The following is a 19,449-nucleotide window of genomic DNA, read 5'->3' as shown; positions in this document are numbered from 1 at the left end:
AAAAAAAGTTCTTATTTTTTCAAAACAAAAAAAGCATCAGTACGATGCTTTTTTGTAATACTGGTCTATGCAGTTCTGTGCCCCGGCAAAAAATTCCGCTTCTGTTTTCTGTCCCAGCACATATTTCTGAAATTCCGTACCCATAGCCGAAACAGCTTCTATGGAATCGGCACACAGTGGTCTTGCCTTCAGCTTATAATCTTTCAGATATTGCCGGATCATTTCAATGCCATCCAAATCAAAATTCTTATCCTCGATCACATCCAGTCTTGCCGGACACATTTTTGTCAGCTGTCCGTAATTTTTACTGGCCTCATATCCGGACACATACTGAAGGAACTTCAGAGCTGCTTCTTTATGATCAGAATTTTTATTCAGTACATACTGCCAGGTTGCGATATTGGTCACCTTCTCGTCAAATTCCGGAAATGGTGCCATATGGATCTTATCTTTTCTATACACGCCTGCATTCTGAAAAGTACTCAACACACCGGTATACATAAACATACATCCATACTGGCCGTTTATAAATTTTTCATTCAGCTGGTCATGCTGGTCGATCAGATTCTCCTCTGATATCATCCCTGTATCCAGCATTCGCTTCATATATTCTGCCGCTTCTCTTGTTTTCGGATCCGTCCAGTCTGTATAATCTCCTCCGAAAAAATCGACATACTCGCTGATACTATTATATATGTAAGAAATCTCCCATGCATCCCCATATGCATATTTTCCCGTATTCTGAAGCTTTTTCTGAAGGATCTCAAGATCACTGAGACAGGAGAGTCTGTCCAGACCAGCCTGATCCAGCATTCCTGGTTCACCCAGAATGCCATGATATCCATCCTGAACGGTACCGAAAAAATATGTCCGTCTGACATGCATATTTCTTTCAGGTATTCCTGCAGAAAATTCGCCGCTGTCTCCTCTGTCATAACCGTATCTTCCAACGGAAGAAGAAATCCCTTATGTTTAAATTCGGATATCATCTCATCATTTACTGTGATCAGATCAACAGAATCATCTCCTGATGTCAGAAGAGTTGCTATTTTGGCCTGGCGATTGTCCGCATTGGCCGGACATTTTTCAATATGGATCTTTATTCCAAGATCTTTTTCCGCCTGGCTGATAAAAGAATCAAAGCCTTCTGTGCCTGCATCCACATGAAGGATCGTCAGTTCCTGTCTGTTCTCCGGCACAATATCAGATGCAGCCTCCTTCTTCTGGACTCCACATCCTGTCACTGCCAGAGCCAGGGCAAATACCCCGCAAAATACCTGTTTTTTCAATCTCTACCACCCTTTTTATCTGGGCCATCTATCCTCTTTTGACATCAACGGCTGGAACGGTGCATGAGGAAGTGTCTGATACCAGTACGCTACACTTGCCACATCATCCTGTCGTTCAAACAGGCCACGGTATCCGACGCCTATCTGCTGAATCGTAACGCGAAGATCCTCTTCAAAGCAGATTGGATCCTGTAAATGCCATCTGTAAAAGCCTCTCATTGGCGGGCAGTCATCATTATGATAAAAATTGTGGATCAGCTCGTCATGGGCAGAATAATACGGATATCCCAGATACGGCGTGTTATAATTCTGTTCCACGGTTTTTCCATCCACCTGTTTGGCAAAGCTCCAGGAACCACCAAAGTAATCTTCCGTTCCTGTTCCACAGATGGTCGGATACTCCTCATCTCCGTCAATATAAAACTTCATTTCTCCCTCGCCCCACCAGTAACGTTCCAGTGTGGTAAGTGCCATGTAGGTTCCTATATAATGGCCTTTTCCTTTTACTCCATCCAAAATTGTATAATCTTTTGTTTTTTCTGTCAACCGTTCCCTTCTCCACTGCGCATGGAAATAAGCAATATCGTCCGGAAGCTCATCATAGAGACAGTAATCTACCTGATAAAAGAAAGCCGGGATTTTATTTGCATGCTGGTTTTCCAGTGTGATCTTTGCTTTCTTCTTAAACGGCATCGGGAAATAGCAGTTAAAGCCCCTGTTTGGAACAACAGCCACCGGAACAGAATTTACAAAACATTCCCTTCCGAATCCGCAGCAGAAGAAATCACCCAGAGGACTTTCCACGGAAGGAGTTTCCTCGTCATCCCAGTACATACGGATTACAAGATCTCTCAGTACAAAGCAATCTGCCTCTGTAGTCTTGTTATCAACGGTGATCCAGATATGATTGATCTGTCCCGGTCCTTCCATTTCTGCCAGAGTTACCACAGTTCCCGGCTCAATATCCCTGAGACACGGGCTTCCTTTTCTGGACGGTCCCAGATGACTTGCAGCCATACCGCCTCTGCCTTTTTCTCCATGAGGATTTTCTGCGTTGATCGCACGGCTTTTTCCATGCTTTGCAAGTGCGATCCCTCCCAGTCCGCCTGTAAATGCCTGATACATATCTGTTTTCTCCTCTCTTTTGGAAATTAAAAATATTATATTTACGCTTTTACTCCACCTGCCATGATACCATCCATGATCTGTTTCTCAAAAACAGCTACAAAGATAATGATCGGAAGAAGGATGATCCATCCCATGGCGCTGACCAGATCCCACGGAACTCCATACATGTTGTCACGTAACGGAAGCTGTACGATGGAAACAGAAAGTACCTGAATACCATTTGAATAAAACAACGGTGTGAAAAAGTTATTCAGACAGGTAATAAAGTTGATAATGCAAACCGTAGCGATTGCCGGCTTCATCAGCGGCAGAACGATCGTAAACAGTCTCTGTGAAAAAGATGCGCCGTCAATAGCAGCTGCCTCCTCCAGTGAGATCGGGATCTCACCGACAAAGTTTCTGAGGATCAGAACCGTAAACGGTATAACGGTACTGATATAAAGAAGGATAAGTCCCGGATATGTATCATACAGCTTTACCTTCTGCATAAACTCATACAGCGGGCGGGCTGTGACAACCTCAGGGATCAGCATGGTAGCCAGAACAAACGCAAATGCAACAGAAACTCCCTTTGAGTTAAATCTTGAGAAGCCATAGGCAGCCATTGCACACAGCACGGTACTGATCACAAGTGTAATGCCTACGATCAGAACTGTATTTCCGATCTTTGAAAGCAGTCCTACATTCTGTATCAGAAATTTATAGCTTTCCAGTGTGGGATGATCCGGAAGATAATCGATCGGTGTTTTAAACAGTTCTCCTGACGGTGTGATCGAAGAAATAAAGATCCAGTAAACCGGGAACAGGATCAGAAAAGCCACAACTGCAAACAGAACCCATCTTCCAACGGCTACCACTCCATGATAAACATTATATTTTCCTGTATTCTTCACGATAATTCCCCCTAACTGTCAAACTTATTCATAACACGTATATTCAGCCAGCTGAAGATCGCCATTACAACAAACAGCAGCATAGCCAGCGCCGAAGCATATCCTACGTTTAGATTTGTAAATGCTTCTGTTGTGATTCTGTATGCGATCAGCGCAGTATCCTCTCCAGGGCCTCCAGATGTCATGGAATAAACCAGATCGAAGGTTGTCAGTCTCCAGAGTGTGAACGGAATACATAAAGTCAGGACATTTTTTGCGATCAGCGGAAGTGTGATCCGGAAAAAGCTCTGGATCCCGTTTGCACCGTCTACCTTTGCTGCCTCATAGATATCGCCGGAAATAAACTGAAGTCCGGAAAGTACAAGAATTGCAAAGAACGGAAGGTCCTTCCACAGGTCCATTGCAATTACCGCTGCTCTTGCAGTACCTGTATTGATCAGCCAGCTGTTCTGGTAACCCGGTACAAACCAGCGGATAAAATCATTGATCAGACCATAATCATTGTTAAATGCCCATTTTGCAGCCATACCGGCTACTACTGCAGGCATAGCCCACGGGATCAGCACGATGGTCCTCAGAAAACGGCGGCCTTTGAATTTCATATTCAGGATCAGTGCCAGGATAACTCCGAGGATCACATGAAAGATCATGGAAGCAACCACAAATATTGCCGTAAAGCTGATCGATGTGAGCACTTTAGGATCAGAAAATACCTTCAGGTAATTCTTGAAGCCTATAAATTCATTGATACCTGCAAGGATACTGATATTAAAGAAGCTGTTTTTCACAGTCATCAGAATGGGATATACTGTTGTAAAACCTCGAATCAGTACAACCGGCAGGATCAAAAGCCATGGTATCCACTTCATATTTTTTTTGCTTATTGTCATGGAACTTTCCTCCCTGTTCATCAAGCAATGTAAAGCAGACTTTTACCTCTGCTTTACATTGCTGTTTTTTTATATCTTTTACTTATACATATCTACCACATCCTGAGCCTTCTTGCAGAACTCATCAACTGTAATCTCGTCTTTCATACAGGACTGGAAGATTGTTCCCATATCGCTGATAAATTCCATTGTCTGTGCCACCATCGGACGTCCCTGTACATTGCATTCATTTGCATATCTGCTGTACATTTCTTTTGCCGGGTCAGAATCCGGAACTACCTTCTCTGCAACATCCTTTCTTGCAGGATATCTGTCAAATGCTTTATAGGAAGCTTCCATTCCGCCTTCATCAGCCATATACTGGAGGAATTTCACAGCTGCATCTTTATTCTTGGATGCTTTGTTGAGAACATAGCTCCAGGAATCTGTAAAGATCGCACGCTCTCCCTTGCCGCTGAAATCCGGTACCATTTCCATGTGGATCTTATCTGCGCCAAGCATATCTGCCTTTGCATAATCTGTTCCAAGGCCCCACATGAACCAGCATCCGTATTTTCCGTCATTGATCTTCGGATTCATCTGCTCATATTTATCAGCGATCTGCTCGATGGATGTTTCTTTATCAGCAACCAGATCGTGGAGGAACTGAACTGCTTCCTTGTTTTCCTCTTTGGTCCAGTCAAAATAATCGCCGCCGAACATGTTTACAAACTGTGCAAGCTCGTTAAATGCATAGGTTTTCTCCCAGGAACCGCCGTAGCCGAATCTTCCGTCCTTGGAAACAGCCTTCATATACTTCATGAAATCCTCTTTTGTATCAATGGATTTGATTCCGACCTCATCCATGATCTCCTGATTTACCCAGAATGCAAAATATCCTGTATAGCCTGGAACACCGATAATGTTTCCGTCCTTATCTGTGATCATATTCTTTACATATCCCTGGGCAAACTGATCAGCGATATCATCTGTCATTACTGTATCATTCAGTCCTTCCAGCCATCCGGAATTTTTAAATGCCGCACTCATCTCATCGTTGATCTGAATGACATCCACGGAAGCATCTCCTGTGGAAAGCATTGTGGTGATCTTCTGCTGACGGGTATCTGTATCTGTAGGTGCCGCAATTACATTAATGTTCAGGCCCGTGGCATCTTCCACATTTGCAAGCCAGTCCTCAAAATCCGGGTCTGTGGTGTCGATGCTGTATAAGGTAAGATCATATTTTTCCTTTGCGGAAACAGTAACCACGTTACCTGCCATACCCACAACCATCGCTGCTGCCAAAACTGCACTCATTACTTTTTTCTTCATATCTTTCTTCCTTTCTGGACATTTTCGTGTTTGTCCACACCTGTTTTTGATGGTTTAAGGATACCAGAGAGCCCCCTCATTCTAAATACAATATTTTATGATTTATTTATATTATTTTTCGTTCTCTTGTATTTTTGTTGTTAATTTTTTATAATCCTTTTATATAATCTATATTTGTAACGGCTTTTTTCACAGCTGAATTCGGTTTCATTAATTTGTTTTTGACATAAAGGAGAATATGTACTATGAAATTCCACAAATGTATCCCACCCATTTTTTCCTCATTTCGCTATAAGCTCCTGCTCGCATTTCTGATCGCAACTATGGTACCTCTGATTTCCCTGACCTTCATCAGCTATCACATTTCCTATAACATTGCCAGAGATCGTATCATCGATTCTGCCGTAATGACTGACAAGCAGCTGGTCTCTCAGCTGAACGACCGCCTCGGTCAGGTTGAAAATGTAGCAGATACCATACAGTTTCAAATGTACTCCCTAAATCAGCCTTCCTCTAATAAGGTAGATGCACTGAAAAAATTCACCACTGTAAAAAACAATATTTCGCTGTATAAATCCACATTCGATTTCTTCCATATATATGTTTTTCTGCAGCCCGATCAGCTCGGTTCAAAAGAAAGCCTGTACTTCTTTTCCACAGATGAGCTTTCTGCATATGGTCTGGATAAAAATATTGTTTCCGGTTCAGGCTTTTCCTCTGTCTGGATACCGGTTTCCAATATGCCTCTGCCTAAAATACTGTCCACAAAAAAATCATCTGCCGATGTGATCCTCTGCGTCCGGGCACTGAAAAATCAGGCCACCGGTATTCTGGAATACGCCTACGGCATTGCTCTGGACACCTCAGAGCTTACCACTTATCTGCAGCCTGCTGCTTTGGATTCCCGCATATACAGCTACATTCTCACAGATCACGGAGAGATTGCAGCAAAAAATACATCCTCACTGAATTTATCCGGAATTTCCAAAGCACAGTTTCAGAAACTCAAAGGAAATGCAGATTCTTCTTTTCACAGCGGCGACAAATATTATAACTGCTGCACCTTAAGCAATGGCTGGCTTCATGTTACCGAAATCCCGGAAAGCTATATTCAGGGCAACACGCACATCCTGATCCGTGCCTTACTGATCACTGTCCTTATTTTCTTGCTCCTTACTGTTATCATCGTTATCCTGTTTTCCGAAAATCTTACCCGGAAGATCACTGCACTTTCCTATGCAATGGAAGCCTTTCAGCTGGGATATGACCCGGAACATCTATCTATCGTTACTGTTCCCCACCCGGATGATCCTTCCAGGTATGATGAGATTGACAGACTGGGCATCACCTTTGAAGATATGCAGCACACAATAGCCGGAAACCTGAAGTCCATTGTAAATCTTTCCGTAAACGAAGAACGTCTGAAATACCAGCTGCTCCAGTCACAGATCAATCCGCATTTTCTTTACAATATCCTGGGATCGATCCGTACCTGCCAGTCCCTTGGAAAGCTTGACATTGCTGATCAGATGATTGCAAATCTGACTGCCTTTTACCGTCTTACCCTGCGTAAATCAAAGGAACTTATTCCTATTAAAGATGAATTGGAAATTGCCCGGCTTTATCTGGAAATGGAAAAGCTCTGTCATAAAGATAATCTGGACTGGGAGATCGAAGCAGAAGATGGAATCGAAAATTTCCTGATCTGCAAGTTTACACTTCAGCCATTTCTCGAAAATTCCATTCTGCACGGGATTTCTTCGGGCACACCAGCTGTTTTCATTTCGATCCATGTTCTTTATGGCGATGATACGGTTGTGATCTCCATTGAGGACAACGGTGCCGGCATGGACTCCGAAACCCTTGCACAGCTGCGCCATGCTATTGAGCATAATGTTATTGATTATGAGAAGCATTTTGGAATTTCCAACGTAAGTTCCCGTATTTCCAACCCATTATACGGAAACGGTTCCGTAAGGATCCGCAGCAACCCCGGAAACGGCACATACGTCACCATTGAATTCGAACAGATGGAGGAAGATATCGATGAAAAAAATAATGATCGTAGATGATAATTACTTATCTGCAGAAGGTATCGAAAAAAACATAGACTGGGAAACACTGAATGCAGAGATCATCCATGTCTGCTACAATGGAACCTCTGCTATCGAAGCCATGAAAAAAGAACCGGCAGATCTGATCATTTCTGACATTGAAATGCCTGATCTTGACGGCATTTCCATGAGCCGTCAAGCTCTTGAGATCAATCCTATGGTGAAGATCATCCTGATCAGTGCCTATGATAAATTTGAATATGCAAGACGCGCTCTGCTCCTCGGTGCTCTGGATTATATCGAAAAGCCTCTGGATTATGCCTATCTTATCCAGAAGGTAAAAAACGCTTTTGCACTGATGGAAAAGGAACAGAAAAATCTCCAGCTTCTGAAACAAAGCAGGCCTCTTCTTACGGAAAAATTTTTCCGCGAGATCACACACCTTCCGTCTTCTGAAGCAGCCTACCGACTGAAGCCTTATCTTAAGTATCTGAACCTGGAGCTGAATTATGATTTTTATACAGTTGTTATTCTGGAGCTTGAAAATGCTCCGGATCTAAAAGCTGTTTACGGGATTGAAAAGTTTCAGATGGAGCTTTTCAACCTTCAGGATCTGATAACTGAGGAAACCGCTTCTCTTGATTTTGTGTATCTTCTCCCGGATATGGATGGCTATCTGTGCATTCTGGGACACAGCGGCTGTCAGTCCAACAGCTTCCGCCAGCTTACCAGCGGACTTATTTCCTCAATCGCAGATGCCTGCCAGCCACTGGGACTTTCTCTCAACGCAGGTATTGGAACAATTGTCCAGGATTTTTGGAACCTGAACCATTCTTATAAAAGCGCCGTACATGCACTGGAATACAGATTCTTTTTCCCGCATCAGAATATCTTTGACGGAAGAGAGGCTCTGGGTTCCGATCTGTCTGTTGCAGATTTTTCAGATACAAAGGAGGATGAACTGATCCGGCTTCTCTGCAAAAAGGATACCGCTGCCATAGATCTCTGGTTTCAGAATTTTTCCGACTGGCTCACTCAGAAATTTCGCACAAAGAATTTCGCTTTCATACAGATTTATTCTCTTCTTGGCCGGATCCTGAAATTTTTCTATGAATTAAATCTGGATACGCATGACCTTGAAGCTAAAATTTTGTATGTTTACAACCACATAAATGAGTTTCATAATACGGAAGAGCTATGTCAATGGCTGAAGGATCTGTGCCATCTTTTATGTCGGAAGCTTGATTCCTCCATGAATGATTATCACCAGAAGCTCTGTGAACTGGTGATTTCCTATATCAACGAACACTACACTGACAATACGCTCTGCCTCAATGATATTGCTGCCTCTGCCAATGTAAGCCCTGCTTATTTAAGTGCTCTTTTCAAAAAAAATCAGGGAATCAGTCTCAGTGACTTTATCACATCTCAGCGAATTTCCGCAGCCGCCCGTTACCTGACTACGACTACTATGAGTCTGAAGGAGATCAGCCTGAAATGTGGTTATGCCAATCAATATTATTTCAGCACCAGCTTCAAAAAGAAAATGGGGATCACACCTTCCGCCTATCGGGAACAGCATACATAACTTCTTCTCTTCTTTATAACAAAGTTACTGGCACAAATGCCAGTGCCCTTCTCCGGAATTTTACTTATAATCAATCAATAAAGAGAACCATCATATTTTTTCGAAGGAGGGATCGCTATGAAAAAATGGAAAAAAATCCTGATATCTCTGATAACAGTCTTTGTACTGGCCATTCTTCCGGCAGAATCGGCAATTCTGCCTGGCACAGTCTGTGTTACAGAGGCCGCTCCCAGGATCAGTTCTTCCAGGCTAAAGCAGATCCTGACACAAAAAGATGCTTCCGAGCTTGCCAACGACACTCTGGATATGGCTGTTCCATATTGGGCTGATCTTCTCAAGGGCTCCGGCATCACCCTGCGCTCCCTGGGCTTTTCAACTACAAAATAAGCTTTTCCCAAAAACAGATCGAGCATACCCGACAACACCCCTGGCTATTACAGCCAGGGGTGTTGTACTGTCAACTGCTTCGCAGCCTATTCCGTTAATTCTTCCAAATTCTTTTTTAATTCGAGCATCTTGTCTCTCAGCTCAGCAGCCTGCTCGAAATTCAGGTCTGCTGCCGCAGCACGCATCTGCTTCTCTACCTGAGCGATTACCTTCGTCAGTTCTTTTCGGTTCATGGATTCCGGATCCTTTTTAAGCTTCACTTCTGTCTCTGCCACCTTCTTCGAAACAGCGATCAGATCACGGACCGCCTTCTTGATCGTGGTCGGAGTGATGCCATGCTCCCTGTTGTAAGCCTCCTGTATCGCTCTCCTTCTTTCTGTCTCCGAGATTGCTTTTTCCATGGATTCTGTCATATTATCTGCATACATGATCACATGGCCTTCGCTGTTTCGTGCTGCACGGCCGATGGTCTGTACCAGGGATGTTTCCGAACGGAGGAAGCCCTCTTTATCTGCATCCAGGATCGCTACCAGCGTGATCTCCGGAATATCCAGTCCTTCTCGCAGAAGGTTGATCCCGACCAGCACATCAAACACATCCAGGCGCATATCGCGGATGATTTCCGCACGTTCCAGAGTGTCAATGTCTGAATGAAGGTATCGGACACGGATTCCCAGATCCTTCATATAATCGGTAAGGTCCTCTGCCATACGTTTGGTCAGAGTCGTGATCAGGACTTTATTTTTCTTTTCAATTTCCTTATTTACTTCTGCTACAAGATCATCGATCTGTCCTTCGATCGGACGCACCTCCACCTTCGGATCAAGAAGCCCTGTAGGACGGATGATCTGCTCTGCGCGGAGAAGCTCATGGTCATATTCATATTCTCCCGGTGTCGCAGATACAAACATTACCTGGTCAAGCTTGTTCTCGAATTCATCAAAGCTCAATGGACGGTTATCCTTGGCAGATGGAAGTCGGAAGCCGTAATCCACCAGTATCTGTTTACGGCTCTGATCACCGGCATACATACCGCCAACCTGGGGAACTGTCTTATGGGACTCATCTATAATAAGTAAAAAATCATCTCCGAAGTAATCCATCAGTGTATACGGTGGCTGCCCTGGTGCAAGCCCGGTAAGATGTCTGGAATAGTTCTCAATTCCGGAACAGAATCCGGTTTCCTTCATCATCTCCACATCAAAGTTGGTACGCTCGGCAATCCGCTGGGCTTCGATCAGTTTGTCCTCACTTTTGAAATATTCCACCTGCTGTTTCATCTCTTCCAGGATGGCATCCGCAGCACGGCGGATCTGCTCCTGAGGCACAACATAATGGGACGCCGGGAAAATGGCCGCATGGCTTTCCACACTTTTGATTTCGCCGGTAAGCACATCGATATCTGTGATCCGCTCGATCTCATCTCCAAAAAATTCCACGCGCACCGCCCGGTCTGTAGAGTTAGCCGGAAAGATCTCCAGCACATCGCCACGCACCCGGAATGTTCCTCGGTGGAAATCCATCTCATTTCTTGTATACTGGATATCGATCAGCTGTTTGATAACCTCGTCACGATCCTTCTCCATCCCCGGCCGAAGTGAGATCATCATATCAAAAAATTCCTGCGGCGCACCCAGGCCATAAATACAGGATACCGATGAAACTACGATCACGTCTTTCCGCTCACATAAGGCCGCTGTGGCAGAAAGGCGGAGTTTATCGATCTCGTCGTTGGTGGATGCATCCTTGGCGATGTAGGTGTCTGTGGACGGAACGTAAGCCTCCGGCTGGTAGTAGTCGTAGTAGGAGACAAAATATTCCACTGCGTTCTCAGGAAAAAATTCTTTCATCTCGCCGTAAAGCTGGGCCGCCAGTGTTTTATTGTGAGCAAGTACCAGAGTTGGTTTATTTAACTGGGCAATGACATTCGCCATTGTGAAAGTCTTACCGGAGCCAGTAACACCAAGCAAAGTCTCGAACTGGTTGCCTTCTTTAAATCCCTCGACCAATTTCTCGATGGCCTGGGGCTGATCGCCGGTTGGCTTGTATGGGGCTTTTAATTTGAACTCATTCATGGTAAATCCCTCCATTTGTGACTTTTACTATGATCATTATCAGCTAAAAATTCGTACCCAGATTCGTAACGAAAAGCTCATTTTTATAGTGAATAGATGTGTTTCTCACCTCGTTACGAATAAAAGTCACAAAACTAATATTTGCGGATAAAACAGCACTCGGAAATACCTGAAAATACTAACCTCCGGTCCTGTCATATTTTTACTGTTTGTTCTTGTAACAGTCCCTATTATATCAAATAAATTTTTGAAAGTATATAGATTAACTCAAGAAAAAAAGTACAAATGTTCGATTCTTATTTGTACTTTTTTCTTTTGCCGTCGTACGGCAGATAATTATTTCTTATTTTTAATTGAAAAAGAATTTTTATAATATCGCTTATTTTTATATTTGAAAAGTTATCCCGCTTTTGCTTACCATATTATTTTCTTAAATTAACATTCATGTAACGCCCAATATTACGCAAATTCATCGAGTCCTCTACAAACTGAAGTTCATCCCAATATGCAGATCTTTGATTATACACGCTTATAAATTATTGGTTCATCATATCCAAAAGTTCTCTTTCCATTAACTTCCATGCTTTCCGATACTTCCAGAAAATTGTTGGAAAACTTTTCCCAAAGTTTGAATGTCATTACCGGAGAGAACTGGCTTGTGCTGCCTCCCTCCCAGATTCCGTCCTTTTCATGATAAAGTGCCGGATTAAATTTTTCAGATTTTTCTAGTTTAGAGTAATCAACATTCTTCATAGAATCATATGAAAATGTATTTTTATCTTCTCCTTTTGGAATTTTATAAGAAGAAAGTAAAATTCCCTGTTCTATTTCCGTGATAAGGAAAAGATGTGGAGATGCATGACGTTTTCCATTAATTTCATAATAACTCTCTTCAACAACAAATTTTCCTTTGAAATCTTCAGGAAGGTTATTTATTTTGTCATTACAGATTGTATTTACATGTTCCGCATATGGATATGTTTTCCCTTCTGCCTGCATCTTATTAAATTGATCCTTATTATCAAAATGTCCTGTCATCATTCCTACAAAATTATCAAGTTTCATCATATACTTTACCTCCTGGTATTTGCCTAATCACACTATTCCTCTTTTGCTTTTGCCATACTGGCGATATCTCCCACTCCATTCAATACCATTGTCGGAAGATAAGCATAAGTTTTGAGTGTATCCTTCGTTGAACATCCAGAGAGAACCAATACAGTAGACATACCACTTTCCATTCCTGAAATCACATCTGTATCCATACGATCCCCAACCATTACAGCTTCTGCTGAATGACATCCAAGCATATTCAATCCTGTTCTCATCATCAGTGGATTCGGTTTCCCACAGAAATATGCCTGTGTACCTGTTGCCATTTCTATAGGTGCAATCAATGCACGACAAGCAGGAGCAATGCCGTTCTCAATCGGTCCGGAAACATCTGAGTTTGCTCCGATCAGCTTTGCACCTTTCAGAACTAAATTCGTTGCTTTTGTTAATGTATCCAATGAATAGGAGCGTCCCTCTCCCACAACAACATAATCCGGATTTACATCATTCATTGTGATACCTACATCATAAAGTGCATTTAACAGGCCGGCTTCTCCTATCACAAATGCCGAACAGCCTGCCGCCTGTTCTTTTAAAAATGCGGCTGTTGCCAATGCACTGGTATAAAAATGTTCTTCTGGCACATCAAGTCCCATCCTAGCCAATTTCTGATTTAATTCTCGTGGTGTATATCCACTATTATTTGTCAAAAACAAATATTCTTTCTTTTCATCATGCAACCACTGGATGAATTCTGGAACACCTGGCAATATCTGATTGCCATGATAGATCACACCATCCATATCACAGATGAATCCTTTTTTTTCATTAAAATCGATTATGGATTTTATCATGTTCATATGCGCCCTGCCTTTCTTGTTTCTTTAGAATACACCTTACTCTTTTCATAATAGAATAAAACTCTTTTTTCTACAAATATTTTTATATTATATCATCCACACATGAAATCAAATACATAGCACTGTAAAATCAAAGTAAATATTTCGATCAACAGAACCGTTTATGACAACATCTCTTTCACACAAGTACTTCGATAATCACTTGGTGATATTTTATATCTTTCTTTAAATACTCGGTTAAACGTTCTCTGACTTTCAAATCCACTATCCAGACAAATATTTGTAATAGAATCACTCGTATTTTCCAAACGATGGCATGCATAGTTCAGCCTTGCATCATTAAGATATTGATTAAAGTTTCTATGGAATGTCTTGGAAAAGAGTCTGGATAAAACATATTTGCTCACGCCCAGGTCTTTTGCCATCTCTTCCAACGAAAACTTCTTCTTAAAATTTGCTGATATATAGGAAACTGTCTGGTAAATAAGATCGTTGCTCCCCACACTGCTCTTTTCTACCAAATTTAATTTTCCTATGCAGCGTGCCAACACAATTTGAAGATATGCCTGGGCAACAGTAATATCCGACTGTTCTGTCTCTAAAATTGCATTTATAACCCTATATACCTCCGGTTCAACCTTTTCCGCTTTGATGATTGGGTATTCAGGAGCCATGGATTGCATGATATCTGCAAATTTGGCTATCGTAAATGGCGATGCAATCAGATAAGTCGCTTTATTTACACCGGGTGTCAGTACCTGATAGTGATGAATAACATCTGGAAATACAAAGCCTATATCTCCTTTTTCCATATGGTATAGTTCCTGTCCGACACCAAGTTCTAATGATCCACTTGTTACACAAACGATCTCCAGTGCATTATGAAGATGTGGTTCAATATGTTTTGACTTCCTATTTATTGCTATAATCTCCTCTTTTGTGTCAACATATTTTAACTGCATGAAATACTCCCCTTTGCAACATTTGTCTATATCTTCTTTCGATTTGGCAAGTAATCCTTTTACACCTATCTTATAATCAACTTGTAAATAAGGAAAGGAGGAATTGCAAATGAGCAACCTAAAAAAATATCTGAATGACCTTTTAGTATTCTACACTGAATATTTTGAGCATCCTTACCATGTATAAATACTAAAAGGACTATTTTGTGAAAACTGAATATTTTCTTAAGGCCATTTCACAAAAATGAAGTGGTCCTTTTTTATTTTCAAAATACAGTTCTATCACTTTATATATAGAAAAAAGCACTGTCTCATCGAGCAACGACCAGACAACGCTTTCTCCTGTCAATTCTAATTTATGTCTAATGCATCTGTTACTTCATCTGCAGCAATTCCTTTTTCTGCTTTCAGTTTTTTATTTGCATCTTCTACATTCATTCTTGAAAGTACAAACATAATCAATACATCAAAGATTAACGGAAGCCAAAGATACATAAACTGCATCATATCAAGTGCAGACTGCGGCTGAGTTGCATTTGTTCCGATATATCCACTGAACTCAAGCATCCATCCAACAACAGCGGTTCCAATACCTCCACCGATTTTTACACCAAGAGAAGTACAAGAGTACATCGTTCCGTCAATTCTCTTTCCCTGCGTAAGATAAGTGTATTCAGAGCAGGATGCGATAACTGCATTCATATCTCCCTGCCATGGTCCCTGACCTAAGGCTGCAAGAGCTGTAAATGCCATCATCAGCGGAACACTGCCCATATATCCGGCAACAACAACAAGTGCTCTACCGATGACTGCTAAGACGTAACCTCTTAAGTTCAGTTTATACATACCTTTCCACTTACCAACTAATGTCGGTGTGAAAATCAGGGCAATGATCAGTGGAATATTTACTGCCCATGCAAATTGTCCAAACAAATTCTTATTTTTCAGTACCCATGTCATGTAATAAATGCCAGCTCCAATCATGGCACCATATAACTGCTGTAAAATATATGTTCCACAAATCATCATGTAATATTTGTTTTTGACAAGAAGCTTGAATGCCTGTACCATTCCATACTTTTCATTATCATTCTTTACTTCTCCTTCATTAAGTTCTTCCTCCGGAAGTTCCTTAACAGAAAGTGCTGAAATCGTATTTACGACCAGACCAATGATTGCATAGATAATAGCAACCGTTCTCCATGCCGCAGCGTCTCCACCACATTTATCTACAAATCCAACTGTAATCGCCTGAATCAGAAGACTTGTTGAAAATGCAAAAATAAAACGGTAAGATCCCATCTGTACACGCTCTTTGCTGTTCTTTGTAATCAGTGACGTAAGTGCTGAATAAGCAATATTGTTTGCTGTATAAAACACACCATTTAACAGTGTATAAGAGATAAAGAACCATGCATATTTAGCCGTTGTTCCCAAGCTGACTGGTATTGCAAAACAGCAGACCAGCGTAATGGCACAACCAATATATCCATATAGCATCCAGGGTTTCGCTTTTCCCATTTTACTGTGTGTTTTGTCAATCATTGATCCAAAAAATATATCCGTAAAACCATCAAATAGTTTTGATACGGCAATCAGGGTACCTACGACACCTGCAGCAAGTCCTACTGAGTCCGTCAGATAGACCATCATAAAAGATGTCAGGAACGCATAGACTACATTACCTGCAATATCGCCTGATCCGTATCCAATTTTGTTATACCATTTCAAATACTTTTTTTCTTCCATCGAATTTCTTTGCTCCTCATCTTCATCGCACTTAGAATCTCAATATGGCTAACCGTATGATATCTAATTCTGTTTTTTTCTCTGATTTTGTCTGATTGCTCTGTATATCCGGACTTTACATTACAATCAGACTCTCTTTCCTTGTTTACGGGTTACATGAAACTTTATTATCCCTTTACATACGGTATCAGTGTAAACTGAAACCGGAATAATACATCATCAAATCGGTACTGCTCCAATACAACTGGACCACAACTATTAGAACCAATGCCATTTAATGCGTAGTCAACACAGAATACTACACTATCTGATTCTATTAATTCATAATTATGCGTTTTCTTCTCAAGTTCTTCCTGTGTATAATAAGAAGCATTGAATGAAAATGCCTTTTCTGCGGATGCCACAATTCCATATCGGCTGTTGTTAAGCTCCACATATTCACAATCATAATGGCTTCCATTTTCCTGTGGACGGATATAGTCCTCATGTAAATCCCCTACATCTGCCCGGTACAAACCGTGGCTCGCAGCCTGATGTTTATCACAATAACTTTCCTGTGGTCCCATTCCAAAGTATCGTGCAGCTGAAAGTTTTTTATCCAGGAACATCCTCACACCAAATCTTGGCAGGTCCGGAAATTCATCGTCTTTTGTTACTGCAATATCTGCATCAATCTTTCCAGCAGCTTCTATTTTCCATGTAATCGTCACATCAAGAATCTTCTGTACTGTCTCTGCCACAACGGATGCATGGCTTGTAATTTTCACACCATGCTTTCCCTGCACGACCTCTGTCGTGTAAGCTCTTGTATAAGCTTTATCATAGTGGGCTTTCTTCCATTCAGACTTGATGTACATATCATTATCTGTTGGTGCCCTCCAGATATTTAATTCCATCGGGTGGTTCAGATATTCCCGCCCTGCGAATTTCATCTCTGTAAAGAGTGCAGTACGTTTGTCTATGGTATAAGCAAATTCACGCCCCTTGATACGAATCTGTGTATCATTTTCATTTACCTGTAATTCAGAGTCCACTACTGTTTTTGGTATCCATTTCTCTGCAAGTTTACATTTTGTATCCTCTTTACTTACCTCAATTTCATCAAATCCAAGAATATGGTCTTCATCCAACAGTGGCAATTCTTTTTTCAGATGGTAAATAAGTTTTAAATAACATTTCCCATTCTCTGGAACATTGATCTTCAGGTTTGTTTTTCCTTCCCCATGTGGTGCCACAGAAAACTCCGGAAGTATGCCTTTGCTGATCACAAGACCATCCTGTGTCAGCTCATAACTAATCTTCACATAATCTTTCAAGTCATCAAAATCCATGTAGTTATGAAGCACCAGTTCTCCGATTTCTTTGTTATAGGAAATAACTCTTGCCGGGCGATAAACATTCTTGTATTCCAAAAGTCCTGTATGTACCGTTCTGTCCGGATATACTAATCCATCCATACAGAAGTTGCCATCATGAATTTCTTCGCCATGGTCGCCCCCATAAGCATATATAGTCTTTCCATTCTCAGCAGTTCCATGAGCAATCGCATGGTCACACCATTCCCAGACAAAGCCGCCGCACATTTTATCATTATCCTGAATCATCTGGAAGTAATCTTCAAAATCTCCAGGTCCGTTTCCCATGCTGTGACAGTACTCTACCAAAAGGAAGGGTTTGCTTCCATCTTTATCCAGATATTCCTGAATTTCGGAAAGCGCTGGGTACATCCGGCTGTACACATCCAGATTGCTGTAATCATATGTTTCATCATAATTGCGGTATCTTGCACTCTCATATTGTGTGATACGGTCTGGATCAAAATTCTTTGTCCATTCCAGTGCTTTTTCAAAGTTGCAGCCATAAGCACTCTCATTTCCCATTGACCACATAACAATACAGAAACGGTTTTTGTCACGTTCCACCATAAGTTTTACGCGATCAACGATTGCCTCTTCCCATGCCGGATCATCTGCAATCATCTCATTCCATCGTTTGAACCGATTGTAATCGGTGTCTTCTTTTCTGTAGATCATAAATGGACCATGAGCTTCAATATCTGCTTCATCTATCACCATGAATCCATACTTGTCACACATTTCATAGAAAAATGGTGCGTTCGGATAGTGGCTGGAACGGATCGCATTAAAATTATGCTGCTTCATTAACGTAAGATCGGTTGTGAGCTGTTCCAGACTGATTGTAAATCCAGTAACCGGATCGGAATCATGTCGATTGACACCACGGAATTTAATCTTCTGTCCATTTAAATAAATAACCTGGTCTTTAATCTCTATCTTTCTTAATGCAATGTGATCTACAATTACTTCATTCTCTGTCTCAAGAATCAGTTTATATAGATATGGATTTTCTGTATTCCAAAGTTCCGGACTTGCGATTTCTAATACAGCTGTTCCTTCTTCAGCAATACTTCCTAGTGCTACAACTGCTCCGTTTCTATCTTCAATCGAAATTTTTACATTTAACGGAGAGTAGAATTTCATTTCAATTTCTACTTTCGCAAGCATATCCTCAATTCTTGTTTTAATATGATAATCACTGATTGCCTGTTTTGGGCGTTTCAAAATGTACACATCCCGGAAAATACCACTCATACGGAATTTGTCCTGATCTTCCAAATAGGAACCATCACACCACTTCATTACCAACACTGCCACCGTATTCGTTCCATCCTGAAGTACATCGGTAACATCAAACTCACTGGTCATATGCGAAACCTGGCTGTATCCTATGTAAGAGCCATTGATCCATACGTAAAAGCAACTGTCTACTCCTTCAAAGTTCAAAAAAGATTTTGGCGCTTTCTCATCTCTACTGTACTCAAAAGTATGTACATAGACTCCACACGGAATGTCCTGTGGCACATATGGTGGATCAAACGGAAATGGATACCGGATGTTTGTATACTGGTGTGTATCATATCCAGCCATCTGCCATACACTTGGAACCTGAATCTCATCAAAATTTTCTGTATCATAATTCTTCTCAAAGAAAGAATCCTGAATGTCATAGATGCTGTTAAAATACTGGAATTTCCAAGTTCCATTCAATAACTGCATACGATCTGACTCTTCTCTGTGTTCCACCAAGTTATCCATTCTTCTGGATGCCGGAATATAATAGGCTCTGGCTGGCATTGTGTTTTCGTGCAGTACGCTTAGATTTTCATAATAACGTGGTACGATCATA

The 19,449-nt window shown here is 41.4% G+C and carries 15 protein-coding genes; 3 read left to right on the top strand and 12 right to left on the bottom strand.

Translation table 11 applies throughout. The annotated features are described in order from the left end of the window. Positions 1-36 precede the first annotated feature (36 nt). The 6 genes from CCC17_RS02605 to CCC17_RS02580 all read right to left on the bottom strand — a co-directional run bounded on the left by CCC17_RS02605 (position 37) and on the right by CCC17_RS02580 (position 5,514). Positions 37-696 (bottom strand): ABC transporter substrate-binding protein, encoded by a 660-nt coding sequence (locus CCC17_RS02605; RefSeq protein WP_330577286.1) that lies wholly within the window; start codon positions 694-696, stop codon positions 37-39. Beyond that, on the bottom strand, positions 603-1,289 hold the full coding sequence (locus tag CCC17_RS02600) for an ABC transporter substrate-binding protein (RefSeq protein ID WP_287082458.1): 687 nt from the start codon (positions 1,287-1,289) through the stop codon (positions 603-605). The genes CCC17_RS02605 and CCC17_RS02600 overlap by 94 nt, the downstream gene beginning before the upstream one ends. A gap of 15 nt (positions 1,290-1,304) precedes the next feature. Continuing rightward, a complete protein-coding gene (locus CCC17_RS02595; RefSeq protein WP_021652327.1) occupies positions 1,305-2,414 on the bottom strand; it encodes a glycoside hydrolase family 172 protein in 1,110 nt (369 codons plus the stop codon). Between the two features lie 41 nt (positions 2,415-2,455). Further along, positions 2,456-3,310 (bottom strand): carbohydrate ABC transporter permease, encoded by an 855-nt coding sequence (locus CCC17_RS02590; protein WP_021652326.1) that lies wholly within the window; start codon positions 3,308-3,310, stop codon positions 2,456-2,458. Positions 3,311-3,321: 11 nt separating this feature from the next. Next, positions 3,322-4,200, bottom strand: coding sequence for a carbohydrate ABC transporter permease (locus CCC17_RS02585; RefSeq protein WP_044961978.1), 879 nt, complete (start codon positions 4,198-4,200; stop codon positions 3,322-3,324). Positions 4,201-4,278: 78 nt separating this feature from the next. Continuing rightward, a complete protein-coding gene (locus CCC17_RS02580; RefSeq protein WP_287082457.1) occupies positions 4,279-5,514 on the bottom strand; it encodes an ABC transporter substrate-binding protein in 1,236 nt (411 codons plus the stop codon). A 245-nt stretch (positions 5,515-5,759) separates the two neighbouring features. Here CCC17_RS02580 and CCC17_RS02575 point away from each other — a divergent pair, with 245 nt between their 5' ends. The 3 genes from CCC17_RS02575 to CCC17_RS02565 all read left to right on the top strand — a co-directional run bounded on the left by CCC17_RS02575 (position 5,760) and on the right by CCC17_RS02565 (position 9,543). Further along, the gene (locus CCC17_RS02575) at positions 5,760-7,586 is read left to right on the top strand and encodes a sensor histidine kinase (RefSeq protein ID WP_059085385.1); all 1,827 of its coding nucleotides are present in this window, start codon (positions 5,760-5,762) and stop codon (positions 7,584-7,586) included. Beyond that, on the top strand, positions 7,561-9,156 hold the full coding sequence (locus CCC17_RS02570; RefSeq protein ID WP_021652321.1) for a response regulator: 1,596 nt from the start codon (positions 7,561-7,563) through the stop codon (positions 9,154-9,156). The genes CCC17_RS02575 and CCC17_RS02570 overlap by 26 nt, the downstream gene beginning before the upstream one ends. A 117-nt stretch (positions 9,157-9,273) precedes the next feature. After that, on the top strand, positions 9,274-9,543 hold the full coding sequence (locus CCC17_RS02565) for a hypothetical protein (RefSeq protein ID WP_287082456.1): 270 nt from the start codon (positions 9,274-9,276) through the stop codon (positions 9,541-9,543). Between the two features lie 86 nt (positions 9,544-9,629). On the opposite strand, the gene uvrB is transcribed toward CCC17_RS02565, so the two are convergent. From uvrB to CCC17_RS02535, 6 genes are all read right to left on the bottom strand, one after another. After that, positions 9,630-11,618 carry an excinuclease ABC subunit UvrB gene (gene uvrB, locus CCC17_RS02560; RefSeq protein WP_287082454.1) on the bottom strand — a complete coding sequence of 663 codons (1,989 nt, stop codon included), beginning with the start codon at positions 11,616-11,618 and terminating at the stop codon, positions 9,630-9,632. Between the two features lie 519 nt (positions 11,619-12,137). Then, positions 12,138-12,686, bottom strand: coding sequence for a hypothetical protein (locus tag CCC17_RS02555; RefSeq protein ID WP_015527045.1), 549 nt, complete (start codon positions 12,684-12,686; stop codon positions 12,138-12,140). Positions 12,687-12,718: 32 nt separating this feature from the next. Next, positions 12,719-13,531, bottom strand: coding sequence for an HAD-IIA family hydrolase (locus CCC17_RS02550; protein WP_021652318.1), 813 nt, complete (start codon positions 13,529-13,531; stop codon positions 12,719-12,721). Positions 13,532-13,692: 161 nt separating this feature from the next. After that, a complete protein-coding gene (locus CCC17_RS02545; protein WP_015527044.1) occupies positions 13,693-14,493 on the bottom strand; it encodes a helix-turn-helix transcriptional regulator in 801 nt (266 codons plus the stop codon). 351 nt (positions 14,494-14,844) lie between these two features. Further along, positions 14,845-16,242: an MFS transporter gene (locus tag CCC17_RS02540; protein ID WP_114002010.1), complete on the bottom strand. Its 1,398-nt coding sequence runs from the start codon at positions 16,240-16,242 to the stop codon at positions 14,845-14,847. Positions 16,243-16,409: 167 nt separating this feature from the next. Continuing rightward, entirely contained in the window at positions 16,410-19,448 is a 3,039-nt protein-coding gene (locus tag CCC17_RS02535) for a glycoside hydrolase family 2 TIM barrel-domain containing protein (protein WP_287082452.1), read from the bottom strand. Position 19,449 lies beyond the last annotated feature (1 nt).

The organism is Blautia sp. LMAG:36 (assembly GCF_008680535.1).
GTDB lineage: Bacteria > Bacillota > Clostridia > Lachnospirales > Lachnospiraceae > Blautia_A > Blautia_A fusiformis.
Note: the sequence above shows the minus strand (reverse complement) of the source record. Positions and strands in the feature narration are given on the sequence as shown.